The sequence below is a fragment of the Rothia nasimurium genome, from assembly GCF_928392795.1.
Taxonomy (GTDB): domain Bacteria; phylum Actinomycetota; class Actinomycetes; order Actinomycetales; family Micrococcaceae; genus Rothia; species Rothia nasimurium_F.
Genome location: NZ_CAKMTJ010000005.1, coordinates 186,997 through 205,431 on the forward strand (window position 1 = coordinate 186,997; position 18,435 = coordinate 205,431).

General features: G+C 60.6%; 22 protein-coding genes. 14 read left to right on the top strand and 8 right to left on the bottom strand.

Annotated features, from left to right (window positions below):
- The first annotated feature begins 48 nt into the window (after positions 1-48).
- The 7 genes from L6963_RS07155 to L6963_RS07185 all read left to right on the top strand — a co-directional run bounded on the left by L6963_RS07155 (position 49) and on the right by L6963_RS07185 (position 5,039).
- On the top strand, positions 49-495 hold the full coding sequence (locus L6963_RS07155) for a MaoC family dehydratase N-terminal domain-containing protein (RefSeq protein WP_237206168.1): 447 nt from the start codon (positions 49-51) through the stop codon (positions 493-495).
- 3 nt (positions 496-498) lie between these two features.
- The gene (locus L6963_RS07160) at positions 499-960 is read left to right on the top strand and encodes a MaoC family dehydratase (RefSeq protein WP_237206169.1); all 462 of its coding nucleotides are present in this window, start codon (positions 499-501) and stop codon (positions 958-960) included.
- A 146-nt stretch (positions 961-1,106) separates the two neighbouring features.
- On the top strand, positions 1,107-2,336 hold the full coding sequence (locus L6963_RS07165; RefSeq protein ID WP_237206170.1) for an MFS transporter: 1,230 nt from the start codon (positions 1,107-1,109) through the stop codon (positions 2,334-2,336).
- 94 nt (positions 2,337-2,430) lie between these two features.
- Complete coding sequence (locus L6963_RS07170; RefSeq protein WP_237206171.1) at positions 2,431-3,522, top strand: UDP-N-acetylmuramate dehydrogenase; 1,092 nt, start codon at positions 2,431-2,433, stop codon at positions 3,520-3,522.
- Positions 3,523-3,534: 12 nt separating this feature from the next.
- Positions 3,535-3,936, top strand: coding sequence for a PGPGW domain-containing protein (locus L6963_RS07175; RefSeq protein WP_237206172.1), 402 nt, complete (start codon positions 3,535-3,537; stop codon positions 3,934-3,936).
- Between the two features lie 36 nt (positions 3,937-3,972).
- Positions 3,973-4,482, top strand: coding sequence for a helix-turn-helix domain-containing protein (locus L6963_RS07180; protein WP_237206173.1), 510 nt, complete (start codon positions 3,973-3,975; stop codon positions 4,480-4,482).
- On the top strand, positions 4,482-5,039 hold the full coding sequence (locus L6963_RS07185; RefSeq protein ID WP_272878442.1) for a PIN domain-containing protein: 558 nt from the start codon (positions 4,482-4,484) through the stop codon (positions 5,037-5,039). Before L6963_RS07180 ends, L6963_RS07185 begins: the two co-directional genes overlap by 1 nt.
- Here the strand turns inward: L6963_RS07185 and L6963_RS07190 are convergent.
- Positions 5,036-5,461, bottom strand: a complete 426-nt coding sequence (locus tag L6963_RS07190) for a GntR family transcriptional regulator (RefSeq protein WP_237206174.1) — start codon at positions 5,459-5,461, stop codon at positions 5,036-5,038. The genes L6963_RS07185 and L6963_RS07190 overlap by 4 nt on opposite strands.
- 9 nt (positions 5,462-5,470) lie before the next feature.
- Positions 5,471-6,610 carry an aspartate-semialdehyde dehydrogenase gene (gene asd / locus L6963_RS07195; RefSeq protein WP_237206175.1) on the bottom strand — a complete coding sequence of 380 codons (1,140 nt, stop codon included), beginning with the start codon at positions 6,608-6,610 and terminating at the stop codon, positions 5,471-5,473.
- A gap of 140 nt (positions 6,611-6,750) precedes the next feature.
- On the opposite strand from asd, the gene L6963_RS07200 reads away from it, so the two are divergent.
- The gene (locus tag L6963_RS07200) at positions 6,751-6,990 is read left to right on the top strand and encodes a helix-turn-helix domain-containing protein (RefSeq protein WP_237199098.1); all 240 of its coding nucleotides are present in this window, start codon (positions 6,751-6,753) and stop codon (positions 6,988-6,990) included.
- On the top strand, positions 6,987-7,583 hold the full coding sequence (locus L6963_RS07205; RefSeq protein WP_237206176.1) for a HipA domain-containing protein: 597 nt from the start codon (positions 6,987-6,989) through the stop codon (positions 7,581-7,583). The genes L6963_RS07200 and L6963_RS07205 overlap by 4 nt, the downstream gene beginning before the upstream one ends.
- On the opposite strand, the gene L6963_RS07210 is transcribed toward L6963_RS07205, so the two are convergent.
- From L6963_RS07210 to L6963_RS07235, 6 genes are all read right to left on the bottom strand, one after another.
- Entirely contained in the window at positions 7,571-8,197 is a 627-nt protein-coding gene (locus L6963_RS07210; protein WP_237206177.1) for a dihydrofolate reductase, read from the bottom strand. The genes L6963_RS07205 and L6963_RS07210 overlap by 13 nt on opposite strands.
- 16 nt (positions 8,198-8,213) lie before the next feature.
- Positions 8,214-9,035, bottom strand: a complete 822-nt coding sequence (locus tag L6963_RS07215) for a thymidylate synthase (protein WP_237184908.1) — start codon at positions 9,033-9,035, stop codon at positions 8,214-8,216.
- A gap of 7 nt (positions 9,036-9,042) precedes the next feature.
- On the bottom strand, positions 9,043-10,044 hold the full coding sequence (locus L6963_RS07220; protein ID WP_237199094.1) for an NUDIX hydrolase: 1,002 nt from the start codon (positions 10,042-10,044) through the stop codon (positions 9,043-9,045).
- Between the two features lie 126 nt (positions 10,045-10,170).
- On the bottom strand, positions 10,171-12,393 hold the full coding sequence (locus L6963_RS07225; RefSeq protein ID WP_237206178.1) for an RNA degradosome polyphosphate kinase: 2,223 nt from the start codon (positions 12,391-12,393) through the stop codon (positions 10,171-10,173).
- Between the two features lie 35 nt (positions 12,394-12,428).
- Positions 12,429-13,400: a mycothiol synthase gene (gene mshD / locus L6963_RS07230; RefSeq protein ID WP_237206179.1), complete on the bottom strand. Its 972-nt coding sequence runs from the start codon at positions 13,398-13,400 to the stop codon at positions 12,429-12,431.
- A 35-nt stretch (positions 13,401-13,435) separates the two neighbouring features.
- Positions 13,436-14,122 carry a response regulator transcription factor gene (locus L6963_RS07235; protein WP_237194785.1) on the bottom strand — a complete coding sequence of 229 codons (687 nt, stop codon included), beginning with the start codon at positions 14,120-14,122 and terminating at the stop codon, positions 13,436-13,438.
- A gap of 149 nt (positions 14,123-14,271) precedes the next feature.
- Here L6963_RS07235 and L6963_RS07240 point away from each other — a divergent pair, with 149 nt between their 5' ends.
- The 5 genes from L6963_RS07240 to L6963_RS07260 all read left to right on the top strand — a co-directional run bounded on the left by L6963_RS07240 (position 14,272) and on the right by L6963_RS07260 (position 18,380).
- Positions 14,272-15,024: a hypothetical protein gene (locus tag L6963_RS07240; protein WP_237206180.1), complete on the top strand. Its 753-nt coding sequence runs from the start codon at positions 14,272-14,274 to the stop codon at positions 15,022-15,024.
- A gap of 438 nt (positions 15,025-15,462) precedes the next feature.
- Entirely contained in the window at positions 15,463-16,131 is a 669-nt protein-coding gene (locus tag L6963_RS07245; RefSeq protein WP_237206181.1) for an FABP family protein, read from the top strand.
- Positions 16,128-17,270 carry a YgfZ/GcvT domain-containing protein gene (locus L6963_RS07250; RefSeq protein ID WP_237206182.1) on the top strand — a complete coding sequence of 381 codons (1,143 nt, stop codon included), beginning with the start codon at positions 16,128-16,130 and terminating at the stop codon, positions 17,268-17,270. The genes L6963_RS07245 and L6963_RS07250 overlap by 4 nt, the downstream gene beginning before the upstream one ends.
- Before the next feature lie 271 nt (positions 17,271-17,541).
- Positions 17,542-18,096, top strand: a complete 555-nt coding sequence (locus tag L6963_RS07255; protein ID WP_237194778.1) for a hypothetical protein — start codon at positions 17,542-17,544, stop codon at positions 18,094-18,096.
- A 26-nt stretch (positions 18,097-18,122) separates the two neighbouring features.
- On the top strand, positions 18,123-18,380 hold the full coding sequence (locus tag L6963_RS07260; RefSeq protein ID WP_237194777.1) for a hypothetical protein: 258 nt from the start codon (positions 18,123-18,125) through the stop codon (positions 18,378-18,380).
- Positions 18,381-18,435 lie beyond the last annotated feature (55 nt).

The window sequence follows — 18,435 nt, forward strand, 5'->3', positions numbered from 1 at the left end:
CCTGTCAAGCATTAGCTTGGCAGGTTTTTTGTTTGTAGAGTGGTCTCTATGGCTATTAACCAAGAGATTGTGGGCCGCGTTTACCCGGCCACAGAGCCCTATTCGGTGGGGCGAGAGAAAATCCGTGAATTCGCTGCTGCCGTCAAGGCCACCAGCCCCCTGCACTTTGACGTGCAGGCCGCCCAGAGCGCAGGCTACAGCGACCTCATTGCCCCGCCCACCTTCGCCATCATTCTGGCCCAGAAGGCAGACGCCGCCCTGATTAGCGACCCCGAAGCCGGTATCGACTTCTCCCGCGTGGTCCACGCTGACCAGCGCTTCACCCACCACCGCCCAATCGTGGCAGGGGACGAGCTGCTCACCGAGGTGCACGTCGATAGCGTGCGCGTCATGGGAGCCGGCGCTATGCTGACCACCCGCGAAGAAATCACCACTGTAGAGGGCGAAAAGGTCGCCACCTGCATCTCATCACTGCTGGTTCGGGCGGAGGACTAACCCATGGCTATCTCTTTTGACTCCCTTGAAAAGGGTACCGAGATTGGTACCCGTCAAATCCCTGTCACCCGCGCTGACCTGGTGGCCTACGCGGGTGCGTCCGGCGACTTCAACCCCATCCACTGGAACGAGCGCTTTGCAACCGCCGTGGGCCTGCCCGGCGTCATCGCCCACGGCATGTTCACCATGGGCGCTGCCGTGCAGCTGGTGACCGACTGGGTAGGCGACGCCGGTGCGATTGTGGACTACCAGACCCGCTTCTCCAAACCGGTTCCGGTACCCGATGCTGATGACGCGGCCTCCCCGGCTACCGGCGGAAACGTCATCTCGGTTGCCGGTAAGGTCGGGGCCCTGGATACGGACGCCCGCACCGCCCGTATCGACCTGACCGTCACCGCCCCCGACACCGAGGGCAAAGAGCAGAAGGTGCTGATGAAGGCCCAGGCACTCGTGAAGCTTGCCTAGTATAGCCCCCACCTTGCGCACTAAAGGCGCCCGTTCAGAGATTGAGCGGGCGCCTTGTTGTGCACGACCACTAGAATAGACAGCAGGACACAAACACACTGACGCGCCCTCTTAGCTTTACTACGAGAGAATCGACCTTACCCACCATGGCACATAACCCCCGCACCCAGCTTTCCGACCGGCAGATTAAGACCTGGTACAGGGCGGTACTGGGGCTTTTCTTTGCCAGCGGTTTAGTAGTGTCTGCCCTGCTCACCCGTCTGCCCGATGTGGCTAACGGGCTGGGGCTGAGCTCCGGTCCCATGGGCTTGCTGCTGCTGGGTATGACCATTGGCTCCTTCTGCGCCGTGAGCTTCTCAGGTGCCCTCGTCGCCCGCCACGGCGCTATCCGCTGTATCGCGGCAGCCTACACCACCACCGTCACCGGCATGCTCCTCATCGGCCTGGGCGTGCACCTCGCCAGCGTGCCCGTGACCCTGCTCGGCCTCATGCTTCAGGGCTTGGGCAGCGCTGTCTCCAACGTGGCCTCCAACGTGCAGGGCGTAGCCAACGAGCGGGCACTGGGGCGCTACGTCACCCCCATCATGCACGGCTTCTTCTCGATCGGCACCGTAGCAGGTGCCGCCATCGGCACACTCGACACCCGCCTGGGCGTGCCCTTCGCCGTCCACATGGCCTATTTCGCGTTAGCGGTTGCTGCCCTCGTCCTCATCTCCCTCAAGTTCTGCCACAGCGAAAACTACGGCCAGGACGACACCCAGGCCATCGCCGCCGTCGGCTCCTACCGGGTGCGCGACGCCTGGCGCGATAAACACACCATCCTCATCGGCCTCTTCGTACTGGGCATGGCACTGGCCGAAGGCTCCGCCAACGACTGGGTTGCGCTCGCCCTCACCCACGACTACGGCACCAGCAACACCATCGGGTCCCTCGGCTACTTCACCTTTGTAGTGGCCATGATGGTGGGGCGTTTTGGCGGCACCGCCCTGCTCAACCGCTTTGGCCGGGTGCCGGTGCTCCGCACCACCTGCTCGCTCGCCATTATCGGCCTGGCCCTCTTCATCTTCGCCCCTACCGTGCCCCTGGGCTTTGTCGGCCTGCTGGTCTGGGGCCTGGGCGCCTCCCTCGGCTTCCCGACCGGCATGTCAGCTGCCTCGGACGACCCGCTCAAGGCCGCCGTCCGCGTCTCCGTTGTCTCAACCATCGGCTATGCGGCCTTCCTGGGCGGCCCGCCCCTGCTGGGCCTGTTGGGGGAGCACTTCGGCATCCGCAACGGCCTGCTAGCCGTGCTGGTTTTTGTGGTTGTGTCCCTACTGCTCACCAGCCAGCTGGAACCCAAGAAGCCTGGCAGCACCGTCCACACCGAAAAGCTCTAGGGGCGTTAGCCGCCAGGACGCCCGCGCCCAGCTCCCAGCGCCCGGTGAGCACGCTCGCAGGCGGCGCCCCGGCAGAGCCGGTAGAATGGGCACCGTGACTGACAAGCTTTTAAGTGAACTGACCACTGCCGCTGTGGGTGGCCCCGCCCGCCTCTTTGTTGAGGCCACCAGCGAGCAGGAAATTATCGACGCCGTAAGCGCCGCCGACCAGGCAGGAGAAGACCTGCTGGTAGTCGGCGGGGGCTCAAACCTGCTGGTAGCCGATGAGGGCTTTGACGGGGCAGTGGTACACATCGCTTCAACCGGTATCGAGACCGTCAGCGACTATGCCTGCGGCGGCACCACCTTGCGCGTGCAGGCCGGTCATACCTGGGATGACCTGGTAGCCTACGCTGTCGAACAGGAACTCTCCGGGCTTGAGGCTCTCTCGGGTATTCCCGGCACCGTGGGCGCCACCCCCGTGCAGAACGTGGGAGCCTACGGCTCTGAAGTTGCCCACACCATCGCCTCGGTGCGCACCTGGGACCGACAAACCGGCGGCTACAAGACCTTCGCTAACGCCGACCTCAAGTTCGCCTACCGGGACTCGATTCTCAAGCAGTCCACCGTCAACGGCTCCCCCCGCTATGTGGTGCTAACCGTAGACTTCCAGCTGCCCCACGGCTCCCAGTCCGCCCCCGTCCGCTACGCTGAGCTGGCCCGCCAGCTGGGCGTTGAGGTGGGGGAGCGCGCCGACTCCCGCCTGGTGCGCGAAACCGTGCTGCGCCTGCGCGCTGGCAAGGGCATGGTGCTGGACGCCACCGACCGCGACACCTACTCCACCGGCTCCTTCTTCACCAACCCCATCGTGGGGCAGGACGTCGCAGCCCAGCTCCCCGAGGACGCCCCCCGCTACCCGGCAACCACCCCCGCCGGCGAACCCCTGGACGGCATGGTCAAGCTCTCTGCCGCCTGGCTGATCCAGCACGCCGGGTTCGATAAGGGCTTCGGCCTTGAGGGCGAGGCCGCGGAGCTTGCCGGCGGCAGAGCGTCGCTTTCTACCAAGCACACCCTGGCTATCACCAACCGCGGTGGCGCCTCGACCGCCGATATCGCGGCTATCGCCCGCGCTGTGCGAGCCGGGGTCGAGGAAAGCTTCGGGGTGCGCCTGGTCCCTGAGCCTGTGGTCGTTGGGTTCACTCTCTAACGCAGGGGCGCCATGAGCCTAGAGAAAGAAATCGAGAGCGGGCAGGGTGGACGCCTACACCGGCGTATGGAGCGCTTTCGCGCCTTCATGGGGCGCCACGCCGCCCTGCTTCTGCTCTACCGCCTGCTCATCATCGGGCTAGGTTTTTTGTGCATCGTCGCCGGTGTTATCATGCTGGTGACGCCCGGCCCCGGCTGGCTTTTCATCTTCATGGGCATGAGCCTGTGGGGCACCGAATTCCACTGGGCCCACCGCCTGAACGTGTGGGCGAAAGCTAAGGTGCTGAACATCTGGCGGCAGGTAGAGGCTAAGCGGCACCGAGCCCACCGCCGTCGCACCGCCGCCCGCTGGGCTAGCCGCAGCAACCGCAGCCACTACTGCCCAACGGGCTGCCACTACAGGCAAACATCATAATATTTCGAATATTTCGAATAGTGCTATAGTGGTGGTATGACCGTCACCCAGCATAATCAGCGTTCCACTCTTGAACCCTCCACCTTCCATGAAGCAGACTTAGAACTACTTTTTTCTTTTTTGCACAGCGCTTCTACTGAGGGTGAGGGGGCTCAGCCTGCGCTGCTATCGCCAGACGGTAAAAAACAGGTCATTCCCTTCCCCATATATGACACACTAATAACCATCGTTGATGCCTTAGCCCATAACAAGGCTGTTTCGATTACCCCTACCGATACCAAGCTCACCACTCAGCAAGCTGCTGATTATCTCCAAATATCTCGTCCAACACTCGTAAAAATTCTCGAATCTGGTGATATTCCCTTTACTACTGTTGGCCGCCATCGCCGTGTGCTTCTCGCAGACTTGATTCAGTATGAAGAGAAAGAGCGAAGAGAGCGTAAAGCTTTCCTCCAAGAACAAACGCAAGAATCATCAGCAGACGGTAGCTACTTTGACCTACCTCCAAGCTTTGCGCAGACTCGCATTCCGTCAGGAAAATCTTAATGTCTGGGCTATCTGCTGTTCTCGATGCATGTGTACTGCTACCGATGCCAACGTGCGACTTACTTCTGCGCCTAGCAGATGCCAAAGAGTACAGGCCCCTCTGGTCGCATGGGATTCTAGAGGAAGTGGAACGTAACTTGCAGACAGTGTTCATGCGAACGCCTGGGCAGGCTGAGAAGCGCGTGAGAAATATGCAAAAATACTTCCCAGATGCAGAAGTTTGTGAGTATGAATCGCTGATACATCAGATGGGTAACGACCCTAAAGATCGCCATGTTTTAGCAGCAGCAGTTCGAGCTCGTGCTGACTTTATCGTTACTTTTAATCTGAAAGACTTCCCTGAAGAGACTTTAGCTCCATTTGATGTGAGGGCCGTTCACCCAGATGATTTTCTGTGCGACCGGTTTGCACTGAATCCGCAGAGAATCAAACAAATTGCTGAAGACATCGTGCGAGACATGAAGAACCCAGAGGTAACTCACACGGAGTATCTGGTGGGGTTGAGAAAAATTGGGCTGGTGAGGTTTGCAGAGACTCTTGAGTCTAATGGGTTCTAGCTTTCGAACCCCAGCATATGATCCAGAGTCTCGTGGATCTGCTGGTCTTCGAAGCCCAGTTTACGCATGGCTGTAATGTACTTTTCGGTTAGGGTCTGTGCCTTGTGCGCGGTTGAGTCGAGGGCCGTAATAAAGGACCCGGCCCGGCCGTGCGTTTCAATGGCACCGGCCGCTTCCAGCTCCTTGTAGGCCTTAGCCACCGTGTTTACTGCCAGACCTGTTTCGGCAGCCAGCGCCCGCATGGGCGGTAGCCGGTCACCGGCAGCCAGAGTGCCGGAAGCTCGCGCCGCAATAATAGCCCGCCGCAGCTGGGAGTAGGGCGGGACGTCCGAGCCCTTATCAACCCTAAAATTTAAAGCACGAATGCCCCCGCACAGCTCCTCGTGGGAGTCGTGAATCGGGGGTATCTCGTTCTTGGTCATAGCACCAGTCTAAAGGGTGCCGGTCGCAATCTTCAGCATGCGGCGCACGGGTTCTGCGGCGCCCCACAGCAGCTGGTCACCCACGGTGAAAGCAGAGATGTACTGGGGGCCCATGTTGAGCTTGCGGATGCGGCCCACCGGGATATCCAGGGTACCGGACGCAGCAACGGGGGTCAGACCCTCGACGGTGGCATCCTTAGTGTTGGGGATAACCTTTGACCACTCGTTGTCCTCATCGATAATCTTCTCGATTTCCTCAACGGTCAGGTCTTCCTTGAGCTTCAAGGTCAGAGCCTGGGAGTGGGAGCGCATGGTCGCAATACGCACGCACAGGCCGTCAAGAACCACGCGGTCATCACCCTTAAGGCCCAGAATCTTGTTGGACTCAGCCTCGGCCTTCCACTCTTCGCGAGACTGGCCGTTGCCCAGGTCAGAATCAATCCAGGGAATCAGCGAACCGGCCAGGGGTACACCGAACTGGGTGGTATCGAGGTCGCCGGAGCGCTGGAGTTCCAGCACCTTGCGGTCAATCTCAAGGATGGCGGACGCGGGGTCGTCCAGCTCGGTTGCTACGTAGCCGTTGATATCGCCGAACTGCTTGAGCACCTCGCGCATGTGGCGGGCGCCGCCACCGGAGGCTGCCTGGTAGGTCATGGAGGTGCCCCACTCAACCAGCCCCTGCTTCCACAGGCCGCCCAGGCCCATGAGCAGGCAGGAGACGGTGCAGTTACCGCCGATGAAGTCCTTAACCCCTGACTCCAGGCCGCGGTCGATGACGTCGCGGTTGATGGGGTCAAGCACGATGACGGCATCATCGTTCATGCGCAGGGTTGAGGCGGCGTCAATCCAGAGACCGCTCCAGCCGCGCTCACGCAGCTGGGTGTGGACTGCCTTGGTGTAGTCGCCACCCTGGGCGGTCACGATGACGGGCAGCTTGGCGAGCTCGTCGATATCGTGGGCGTCCTTGAGCATGGACTCTTCCAGCGCCCCGCAGAAGGTGGGGGCTGCTGAACCGGCCTGGGAGGTGGAGAAGAAGACCGGGTTGATACCCTCGAAGTCACCTTCTTCGAGCATGCGCTTCATGAGCACGGAGCCGACCATGCCACGGTAACCAACAAAGCCTACGGAATCACCAGATGTAAAAGTCATGGTTTCAGTCTAGCTTTTACCGGCTCCCGGCGCAGGGTCTGGAACCGCATGGTGAGAGGGTGTGTAATCGTACGGTGACTTTACTTAAAGTAACCGTACGATTACTTTAGGAAAAGTAGTCGTTCGGTTACACTTGCGGTATGACACAGCAAGATGCCACCGGTGTACGAACCCTGCACATCACTGGAGAAGTGGGGGAAGTCGTCCGTCTCCGCCGAGAAGAGCTCGGTCTTACTCAAAAAGAAGTAGCCGCCAAAATTGGTGTATCCCGCAAATGGTACATTGACCTTGAACAAGGTAAGCCAACGGTTGAGCTCTATAAGGTACTAGATGCTTTTTGGGCTCTAAACCTAGAGCTTCAAGTAAAGGCCGCATCATGAGCGAACTCAATGCCTACCTAGATGGTGAACTGTGTGGCACATTCATGGAGAAAAATGGGCAAATCACTTTTGCCTATTCCCCAGGATATGAAAGTTCGGTGCCCCTTTCCCTGTCTATGCCTGAACGAAACCGGACGCATAAAAATAAAGTAGCGCTACCGTTCCTTAAAGGCCTTTTCAAGAGGACTTCTTTAAAGGCATTGGTGTTCAACGTAGGCGTAGTTGGTACAGATGCTCATGCCAAGAACTATTCTTTGGTGCATCGGGAGAGCGGGAGTGAGCTTGCCCCGTTGTACGATTTGATTTCTGCTGCTGCACATATCGGGGATGAAAGCTTGGCTTATTTTCCTATGGGAATTAAGAAAAACTATAGATTTACTCAGATTTCTGACGAAGGTTTAGTGTTTGAGGGACAGCGTTTAGGCTTGCCGAGGCAACGGGCCCAAGAGCTCGTAGAAGAGATTCTTAGCTACCTGCCAGAGGCTTTTGAGGAAACAGGTAAAGAGCACGGTTTGGAAGATGCAACCGCCAAAATTGTGGACGGTCTGGGGCGGCTTTCCCCTGCCCGTTTTATTTCAAACTATTGGCGCTGACCTGCTGCCTTTGTCTTGCGCAGGGTCTGGAACCGCATGGTGAGAGGGAGCTTCTCGCCGGTGGCGGTCAGCGCATAGCCTTTTTCAGAGCGGACGGGTGCGCCATCAGCAACTAGTGCCCAGTCGGCGCCCAGCTTGGGGGCGTAGGTATCCCCTGGAATCTCAGCCTCAAAGAGGGTGCGCTCCACCCGGGTTACCTGCCCACCCGCTACTCCGGGTAGGTCGGTGCGGCTCAGGGCCTCGGCGTAGAGGGAGCCGCCGCCAATGACCCAGTAGGTGGGGGCGTCCGGAGCTAAACTCTGCGCCGCCCCCAAAGCCGCATCGAGAGAAGGCGCCCAGACGGCGCCGTCCTTCTCTTCAACCTGCGAGACAGAACGCGTAATCACAAGATTGAGCCGCCCCGGCAGGGGGCGGAAGCGGGGAGGGACGGACTCCCAGGTCACGCGGCCCATAATGACCGGGGCGCCCAGGGTCAAGGCCTTGAGATGGGCTAGATCCTCGGGCGCATACCAGGGCATATCGCCGTTACGACCAATCACCCCGTTGCCCGCCTGCGCCCAGATAGCTGCTAGCTCGGGCAGGGTACCCGAGTCGCTTACCCGCTCACCGTTCACGCTCAACTCCTCGACCCTAGACCGCAATCGGGGCCTTAATGAGGGGGTGGTGGCGGTAATCTACCAGCTCAAAGTCCTCAAACTCGTAGTCAAAAATTGAGGGCTTCTTATTCTTAATGCGCAGGCGCGGGTAGGGGTAAGGCTCGCGCGACAGCTGCTCGGTAACCTGCTCGTAGTGGTTAGAGTAGATGTGGCAATCCCCGCCGGTCCAGACAAACTCACCGGGCACCATACCCACCTCTTCAGCAATCAGCTGGGTCAGCAGGGCATAGGAGGCAATGTTGAAGGGCACGCCCAGGAACATATCGGCAGACCGCTGGTAGAGCTGGCAGGAGAGCTCCTTCTGGCCGTCCTCCCGGGTCTTCACGTAGAACTGGAAGAGGGCATGGCAGGGCGGCAGCGCCATGTCGTCAACCTCAGCCGGGTTCCAGGCAGAGACAATATGGCGGCGGGAATCGGGGTTGTTCTTGAGCGAGTCAAGCACCTTGGCAATCTGATCGATGGTCTGCCCGTCACCGGCCGGCCAGGAGCGCCACTGCACCCCGTAGACCGGGCCCAGTTCGCCGTCCTCGTCCGCCCACTCATCCCAGATCGTCACGCCGCGCTCCTGCAACCAGCGCACGTTTGACTCCCCGCGCAGGAACCAGAGAAGCTCAATAACCACCGACTTGAAGTGCACCTTCTTGGTGGTGATCAGCGGAAAGCTCTCAGATAAGTCAAAGCGCATCTGACGGCCGAAGACGCTTCTGGTGCCGGTGCCGGTGCGGTCGGCTTTCTCGTCGCCGGTCGCCATAATCTCGCGCAGCAGGTCTTCGTAGGGGGTAGGAATAACAGTCATATCTTCTTTAATCGTCAAAAGGCTTAATTTGTTCCAGCGACACCACGGTCTTGGGGTGGGCCACAGACACCTGCAAGACCCACATCTCCCCGGGCTTGAGGTAAGGGTCATGCACGGGCAGATGGGGGCGTAGCTGCTTATTCAGGTGCTCGCCCAGAACCTCAAGGACGGTGGGCAGCACCGGGCGGTGGGTGCAGAGTATGACCGACTTATCCCGCTTCTCAAAGAGGGACTCGACCACCTTACGGGCGTGCTTGGGCGCCCGGGCATGGTGGGCTTCGGTCAGAGCCCGCTTCTCCTTGATGGAAATACCAGAGGCCTTCGAATAGGGGTAGACCGTTTGCATGCAGCGCACCCAGGGAGAGGAAACGATGCGTTCGGGCTGCCAGGCCTCCAGCAGGCGTCCTACCGCCAGGGCCTGGCGCTTGCCGGTAGCCGCAAGTGAGCGCTCGCCTTCGGCCCCGGCCCAGCTGGCGCGCGGTTTGGCCTTGGCATGGCGGACGATAATCACCGGGCGGGTGCGCAGGTTCTGCGCATGAGCCAAGGCCAGCAGGGCGTCGAGGGGCTCTTTGTCGGTGGCGTTGGTGAGCATGGTGCGGGCCTGTTTGGGAGTGACCCAGCGCAGCTCGTCCACTTCGCCCTCATCGGCAACGGCTTTTTGCCCGGCGGGTGCTTCGGCTGCCCAGTAGTAGACCTCCTTGGGCTTGCCCTTGACCTCGTAGGCGGTCACCGCCAGAGGGGCGCCGAGGGTGACGTTGAGCCCGACCTCTTCGCGGATTTCCCGGATGGCGGTTTCGGGCAGGGTTTCGCCGGGGTCCTGCTTGCCCTTGGGCCAGGACCAGTCATCGTAGCGGGGGCGGTGGATGATGAGGACCTGCACCTGGTCGTGGTGCCAGCGCCAGATGATGGCGCCTGCTGCGTTGACAGCTGCCCGGTTGTGGGGGCCTCGGCTGAGCGAGAGCGCTCCGTCGTGGGTGTGGGCGGCGTAGAAGGTCTCGGTGTGCGGCATGTGGGAAGCTCCGTGGGGGTGGGGCGGGCATTGAGAATGTCCTTGAGTTAACCGAATGTTAACCCAAGGACATTCTATGCCTCTTAGCTGTGAGCGGTGGACAAGGCGCGGACGTCTGCGCCCGGCTTAGGCTCGCTTGTTGCGTTTCTGGTCACGGCTAGCCAGGTAGTAGGCCTGCACATCGCGCAGGGGTGAGCCGTCGGCTGCCAGGTGGTGGCGTTCCCAGGTGCCATCTGACCCCAGGTGCCAGTTGCTGGTTTTCTCTGAGAGGTAGTTGTCGAACATCTCTAGCAGGTACTTGATATGGGCTTCTGCCTTCACATGCACCAGGGCTTCAACACGGCGATCGAGGTTGCGGTGCATCATGTCTGCTGAACCGATGTAGACCTTGGGGGTCCCGGCGTTTTCGAAGGTGAAGACGCGGGAGTGCTCGAGGAAGCGGCCCAGGACTGAACGCACCTTGATGTTCTCGGAGAGACCGGGGACGCCGGGGCGCAGGGCACAGATACCGCGAACGACCACGTTGACCTCAACCCCTGCCTGGGAGGCGCGGTAGAGGGAGTCGATGATAGCCTCATCAACCATGGAGTTGCACTTGATCTGAATCTTGGCGGCGTGGCCCGCGCGCTTGTGCTCGATTTCCTTGTTGATGTTGTCAATCAGGCCCGAGCGCAGGGAGCGGGGGGCAACCAGTAGCTGCTTGTAGGTGGTCTTCGGGGCGTAGCCGGAGAGCTGGTTGAAGAGACGGGAGACGTCCTCACCGATTTGCGGGTCGCAGGTGATGAGACCGAGATCCTCGTAGAAGCGGGCGGTGGAGGGGTGGTAGTTGCCGGTGCCGATGTGGCAGTAGCGGCGCAGCCCGTCCGCTTCTTTGCGCACGACCAGGGAGAGCTTGCAGTGGGTCTTGAGGCCCACGATGCCGTAGACCACGTGCACGCCCGCACGTTCCAGTTTGCGGGCCCAGTTGATGTTGGCGGCCTCGTCGAAACGGGCCTTAATCTCAACTAGGGCTAGCACCTGCTTACCGGCTTCTGCTGCCTCGATGAGGGCGTCCACGATGGGGGAATCGCCGGAGGTGCGGTAGAGGGTCTGCTTAATAGCCAGGACGGAGGGGTCGGCAGCTGCCTGCTCCAGGAAGGCCTGCACACTGGTGGCAAAGGAGTCGTAGGGGTGGTGCAGGAGCACATCGTGGTCGCGGGTTGCGGTAAAGACGTCGGCTGCCTTGGAGGTCTCGTTGGCGTTGAGCCAGCGGGAGGTGTGGGCGATGTGCTTGGGGTAGTGCAGGGCCGGGCGGTTGGTCTTGGCGATATCAGACAGGCCACGCAAATCGAGGGGGGCGGGGAGCTTGTAGACCTCGTGCTCGTCGATGCGCAGCTCTGAAACGAGCAGGTCAAGGATGGTGGGGTTGATGGTGTCTTCAACCTCCAGACGCACCGGGGGGCCGAAGCGGCGGCGTAGCAGCTCGGTTTCTAGGGCCTTGAGCAGGTTCTCGGCGTCGTCTTCTTCAACTTCAAGATCCTCGTTGCGGGTCACGCGGAAGGCGTGGTGCTCCACGACCTCCATGCCGGGGAAGAGCATGTCGAGATGCTCGGCGATAATGACCTCAAGGGGGATGAAGCGGACCTCGCCCGAGGAGGACTTGACCGCGCGGGCGCCGTCAACGGCCACCATGCGCTCGATGGCTTCGGGCACCTTGAGGCGGGCGAAGAGCTCCTTGCCGGTCTGGGGGTTGCGGACGATGACGGCCAGGTTGAGTGACAGGCCAGAAATGTAGGGGAAGGGGTGAGCCGGGTCAACAGCCAAGGGAGTGAGTACGGGGAAGAGCTCGGCTCGGAAGAAACGGGAGAGTCGGTCTTGTTCGGCGTCTGAGAGGTCAGCCCAGCCCACGATACGGATGTTCTCTTTTTCGAGCTCGGGGTAGACCTGCTCGTGGAAGACTTTAGCCTGGCGCTCCTGCAGGGCGTGGGCAGCTTCGGAGATTTCTTCCATCTGCTCTTCGGGGGAGAGCCCAGCAGCCGAAGGTACAGCGATACCGGTGGCGATACGGCGCTTGAGGCCGGCTACGCGCACCATGAAGAATTCGTCCAGGTTGCTGGTGACGATAGAGAGGAAGTTCAGGCGCTCTAGCAGGTAGAGGTTGGGGTCTTCAGCCAGTTCGAGTACGCGGGTGTTGAAGTCGAGCCAGCTGATTTCGCGGTCGAGAAAGCGGTCGGTGCCGAAGTCACCGTCCAGGTTGGGCTGTTTGATTTTTTCGCCCACATCGATGCGGTCTACGCGGGTTTCGGCGCGTTCGAGCTTGCTGATATCGCCGTTGATGTGGGCCGGGGTCTCTGCCGGGGTGGTCGTCATGGGGTGCCTTTCAGTGCGGTGGGCGGGGTAAAGCTTTAGGGGTGAGCGGGGGCGTATTGGCGGTCGATGGTCAAGGGGGTAAAGCCCAGGGAGCGGTAGAGAGCCACAGCGGCGGTGTTATCGGCATCGACGTAGAGCACGATGCGCTCAAGGGGAGCACCGGACTCGTCGCTAGCATCAGTTAGGTAAGCCATGCCGGCTAGGGTAAGGGCCTTACCCAGCCCCTTACCCTGCCAGGTGGGGGCAATACCTACCGCATAGACTTCCCCTTCGGGGTGCTCGCCCTGGCCGGTAGGAATCTTGGTCCAATGGAAGCCTGCCAGCTGCCCGTCCTTTTCTACAGCCAGGAAGAACCCTTCTGCCCGGAACCAGTCAGAGTCGGTGCGGGCCGCAAGGTCATCGAGGGTTAGCCGCCCCTGCTCGGGGTGGTGGGCAAAGGCCTGGGCATTGACCTGCACCCAGGCCTCAGCCCGGTCGGGGGTATAGGTGGTCAGCGCTAGGTCAGCGGGGAGGGGGCGGGCCTGGGCATCGGTGTGGACGCCCGCCCGCGCCTCGTCGGTCAGGGTCAGACCCAGCTTGTAGAGTTCGCGAGTAGGGCGCCAGCCCAGCTTATCGGCCAGGTGGGTTGCCGACTGCAGGGCAGGGCTAGAATCATCAGACCCACCGTGCACCCAGGCCCGAATCGGCTCATCACCGGCAGCCTCAACTGCCGCGCCTATTAGGGCCGAGCCAAGGCCCTGGCCACGGGCCTCGGGGGCAACAGCGGCCTCCAACACCCAGAGCTCACCTTCTCTCACCAGGGCCGCAAAACCTAGGGGCGCACCAGCCTGCCGGGCCTCAAAAAGCCGCACACCGGCGTCCGCCCCCGCAGCTGTCTTGCGCAGCTCAACAAAGGTCTGCTCAGAAAAGGGGGAGGCGCCGTCCTGCCGCCGGGCCAGCTCAGCCAACCGCTCAAAATCAGCTAGCACAACACCCGAAACCTTGGGTGAAATAATTTCATAGACCACACGCGCCTCCTACACACATCGCAGCTCCTCTAAGCCTACCTAGAATCCGACCGCGCCGAGTTAAAGCTATACCCCACATTGCGAACCGTCGTAATCAACTGCTCATTGTCAGGGCCCAGCTTCGACCGCAGACGACGAATATGCACATCAACCGTGCGCGTACCACCGTAGTAGTCATAACCCCACACCTCAGAGAGAAGCTGGGCACGCGTAAAAACCCGCCCGGGGTGCTGCACCAAAAACTTCAGTAACTCAAACTCTTTGTAGGTCAGGTTCAGGGGCGACCCCTGCAAACGAGCCGAATACGAAGCCTCATCGACCGTGATACCACCGGCCCGAATGACCGTGCTCTCAGGTTCAGCCTCCTCAGCCACATGCGCCGTCAACAACCTCAAACGGGCCTCAAGCTCAGCCGGACCCACCGACTCAAGCACGATATCGTCCACCATCCAGTGCGGCGCCACCGCAGCCATACCGCCCTCGGTAAGCACCATCAACAGCGGCGTAGTAAAACCAGACCCCTTCAACAACTGGGCACAGTTACGGGCCGCAACCAACTGCTCACGGGCATCAACCAAGACCACATCGGGCCCCGCAGCTTGCACCATCGAAGCAGAAGCCCCCAACGGCAGAATAGACAGCTGATGAGCCAACAACCCCAGCGACTGAGTGACATCAGCGCCATCGGTCGCAGAATCACTCAATACGACAATATGCAGCACGCTCATACACTCCCTTGAACAGGTCAACTCAAGCACCAGTATAAAACGCACGCAACAGACGTTGATAAACAGGTTCGTAATACGGGAAGATAAGAAGGACGCCGGCACCCACACCACCGGCCCACCACACACCGAGATGAAACCCCAGAGTGACTACTAAAGATCCCACCCACACCCGAGCTATCCGCACCTTCGTCCCCGAGCTCACCAAGCTCCGCCGAGCCCGGCAGAAAACCGTCTACGAAGGGCCCATCGGGCGTATCGGCGCAACCCGCCGTTCTCGCTACACACTGGTGGCACTCTCAGCCCTCATCACCCTCATAGCCTTGGTCATCACCGCAGCTACCTCACCCGACCTCGCAGCACTCGCCGGGTTGGGCGCCGTCCTTCTCATCGCCGGCGGCTGGCCCGCAGCCACCGGCATCGCCGAACTGCGTGGACGCCGCCGCATCACCTCCCACTCCGTCATCGTGCTGATATCGGGCGTAGCCTCCTTGCTCTACTCCTGGCTCAACCCCGGCAGTTCCCCCCTGGCCTTCCTGCCCGCTATCGCAGCGGTGGGCGTGGTCGCAAGCTTCATGGCAGAACTAGCCCGCGGCGAAGGCGCTGTGGGGCGCCTGGAATCGGTCATCAGCTGCGTCTCGGGTGTGCTCGCCTCGGTATCGGTAGCAGGCTGGGTGGGGCTAGCCATCCTAGCCAGGGACGTTGAAACCGCCTACCCCGTCATCACCATCGGCCTGGCCGTCGGCCTGCTGCTGGGGCTTATCGGCATCCGGGTTGTCTCGGCAGGCCCCAAGGAAGGGCCCCGCCGCGGCGCTGTCACCCTGGGCGTAACACCCGTAGCATTTATCGGCGTCATCGCCTATGTGTGTGCGACTTTCCTCACTCGCGTGGTAGGGTAGCGGTATGAGTATTCTTGCACTTGAAATTTTCTTCCTCGTCCTTCTGGGCCTGGCAGGTCTGGCTATCTTCACCTGCATCGGTTTCGTACTCACCGGCCTCTTCCGCGGCCAGAAGTAAGCAACCCACGGGCTTATCAACACCGGCCCTGCGCACTGTTGCGCGAGGGCCGGTTTTCTTTATGCCCTAAAGCCTGACCAACAGGGGAGTAGGGAAAGCGGGCGGCAGGGGCGTCCCGGCAGACGACTGGCTGGGGCTGGCATGAATTGCAGTCGATGAGCGTCGAGATTCCGAGCGTGCGAGGAAAATAATCTCGGCGCGAATCTGGCGAGCTTGCGAGCCAGAGCGAACCAGCAAGAAGGTTAGTCGTCAGAGGGGCGCCCCTCGCTGCTTATACCTGCCCCTCTCCTCGGACTGGTTTGCCGATTACACTGGTATGTATGGCTATTGAAATTCCCACCAACCTCACCCCCGAACTCGTGCCCTTCTCCTGGCTGCTGGGCACCTGGGAGGGTACCGGCTCCCTCTGGTACGAGGGGGCAGAATCAACTCCCTTCGGGCAGATTATTACCTTCAGCCAGGACGGTCTGCCCTTCATTGAATACCGCGCCGAGAGCTTCCTGCTCGATGACCAGGGACAGAAGCTGCGCACCATCACCGTTGAGACCGGCTTCTGGCAGATTGACCGCCCCCAGGTGGACGGCGACGTCGGCCCCGGCCTGGTGCCTGCTGACGTGGTCCCCGTGCACCAGGACGCCGAGTCCGTTGAGTCCCTGCGCAACGAGGACGGCGGCTTCAACCTGCTGGCCACCATCGCCCACCCCGGCGGTCTGACCGAAAACTACGTGGGCATGATTAAGGGCCCGGTGGTGCGTATGCAGACCGGCAACATGCTCAAGGACGACATCACTAAGGACTATGCCGGTTCCGTACGCCTCTGGGGCCTGGTCAACGGCAACCTCATGTGGGACTGGGAAACCGCTAACCCCGAAACCCGCAAGCTTGAGAAGCACGCTTCGGCTGAGCTGCGTAAGACCTCGTCCATGACCGGTGAAGATCTGGGCACCACCATGTTCGGCGGCGAAAACCTTACAGGTGACCAGCAGTGACTGCCTACCGTAGCCCCCTGCTGTCTCGCCCGGGCGCCTTTGCGGCGTCCGGGGCGGACGCCGGGGTCGCTGCCCACTACGGCGACCCGGTTGCTGAGCAGCGGGCCCTGGCCCGCCGTACCCGGCTTGCCCTGGTTGACCACTCCAACCTGGGCGTGGTGACGGTTGCGGGCGAGGACCGCCTGAGCTGGCTGACCACCCTCTCAAGCCAGGTCCTAGCCGGGCTGGGGGAGGGGAGCTCCACCGAGCTTCTTCTGCTGACCCCGCAGGGCCGTATCGAGTTCTCTGCTTTCGCTGTTGAGAAGGACGGCGCGGTCTGGCTGATCACCGAACGGGACCAGGCCGTGCCCCTGGCCGAGTATTTGAACCGCATGAAGTTCATGCTGCGCGTTGAGATTACCGACCGCACCGAAACCCACGCGGTGCTGGGGTCCACCCTTGACCCGCGCGAGGCTGAGGGCGCGGATGCCGTGCTGGCAGGCGGCATCGTCTGGACTGACCCCTGGGGCGCCGGCATTGCCCCCGGGGGCTACACCTACGCGTCCGCTGGGGAAGACGAGCACCCGGCGTCCGCCTACCGCCGCTACCTGACCATCGTGCCCGCCCACCGCCTGCTCGATGCGGTCGAAGGAGCCCAGCTAGCCGGGGTATGGGCGGCTGAGGCCCTGCGTATTGAGGCCTGGCGGCCGCGCGTGGGCGTGGACTCCGATGAGAAGACCATCCCCCACGAGCTCGACCTGCTCCGTACCGCCGTGCACCTGGAGAAGGGCTGCTACAAGGGCCAGGAGACCGTGGCCCGCGTGCATAATCTGGGGCACCCGCCCCGCCGCCTGACCTTCCTCGACCTGGACGGCTCCGAGCACACCCTGCCCGCTGCCGGTTCTGCCGTGATGAACGGCGAGAAGAAGGTGGGCACCGTGACCTCGGTGGCCCTGCACCACGAGGCTGGGCCTATCGCCCTGGCCGTCCTGAAACGCTCGGTTGACCCCGCCGCCACCCTGCGCGTGGTGGACGGGGGAGATACGGACGCCGACGGCAACCCCGCAACCAGCCAGTACGCCGCCACCCAGACCGTGATTGTTGCTCCGGACGCCGGCCAGGTGGCAGGACGCCGGAACATGGGGGACTTTTTACGGTAGGCAGTGCTGTTCTGCTGTGACCTCCGCTGCGTATCACGAGTTGCTCTCTGGGGCGCAGGGGCCTTGGTCGTCAGTTGAAGGAGGCAGGGGGATTCTTGCTTGGGTCTTAGACGGTAGAACCAAGCGTTGGTAGTAGGTGGAACTGGTTTGGTTCTGTTGCCAAAATATTTTTCACAGATTCTTGACAAGTGATGTTCATCATGTAAGTATTTGTAATACGGCTCACAGGTTCACAATTTGTAATGAAAAATTTTCAATTTAGGGAGTCGCGATGTTTAAGCGATTTTATGTTTTTCTTGTATCTCTAGTAATTGCTATTTCGTTTGGCCTAATGGTGCCAGCAAATGCTATTACTTCCCCTGGAGGCTCGCATAATAGCGAGATTCTGGCAGAGAAGCTTTTAGAGTATGCTGTCCTTGATTCAGCTGGCAATATTGACTACTTCGATGTCGATGGAGCCCGGGCAGACGATGTAAGCGAAGTTGTTTTGCTGTCAGCCATTTCGTACAATCAGGGGGTATCAAATCGTCTTGGAGGGGGAGCTTTTCCTGCTCTTGCTGGGCATGATCCTCAAATTGGCTTTCCAGTTCATGGGAATTGGTGCGGCCCAGGGGTGAGTGGCCCTGGCGCTCCGATTGATTTGCTCGACACGCGGTGTCGCACTCATGACCTGTGTTATGCAGAGAAGGGTTATTTCAATAAAACCTGTGACCGTCAGCTAGTTGCTTTGATTACAGTTGACTTACAGATGAATAAGTACTCAGGCTGGGTGAAGGCTAAGGCAATTGCTATTAGGCAAGTTTTTGCTCCTAATGCGATTTTTTAGAAAAGGTGGTAGAGATGGTATCTTACGTGACTGGTAATCAGTGGGGAACATTCTCTTCCCCGCGCTGGCAAAAATTCAATCTGCTTGCTGCCTTTATATTTCTGGCAGGTGCTCTTGCCTTTACCTATGGAGGGCTTACCACCAGCTATAGCTGGGCTCTTGCACCCCTGCTGGGTCTTCTTGGCCTTGGGCTAAGTCTCTTGGCCCGCACCTGGGGCTGGGCAGTGGCCTTCTCCCTGCTAATCCTAACCCTCCCAGCAGTCATCGCCCTACAGGGCGTATAAGGCGCATAAAACCGACCGATACTAAAGAAGTGGGCCGCCACCCCCCCAGGGGGGG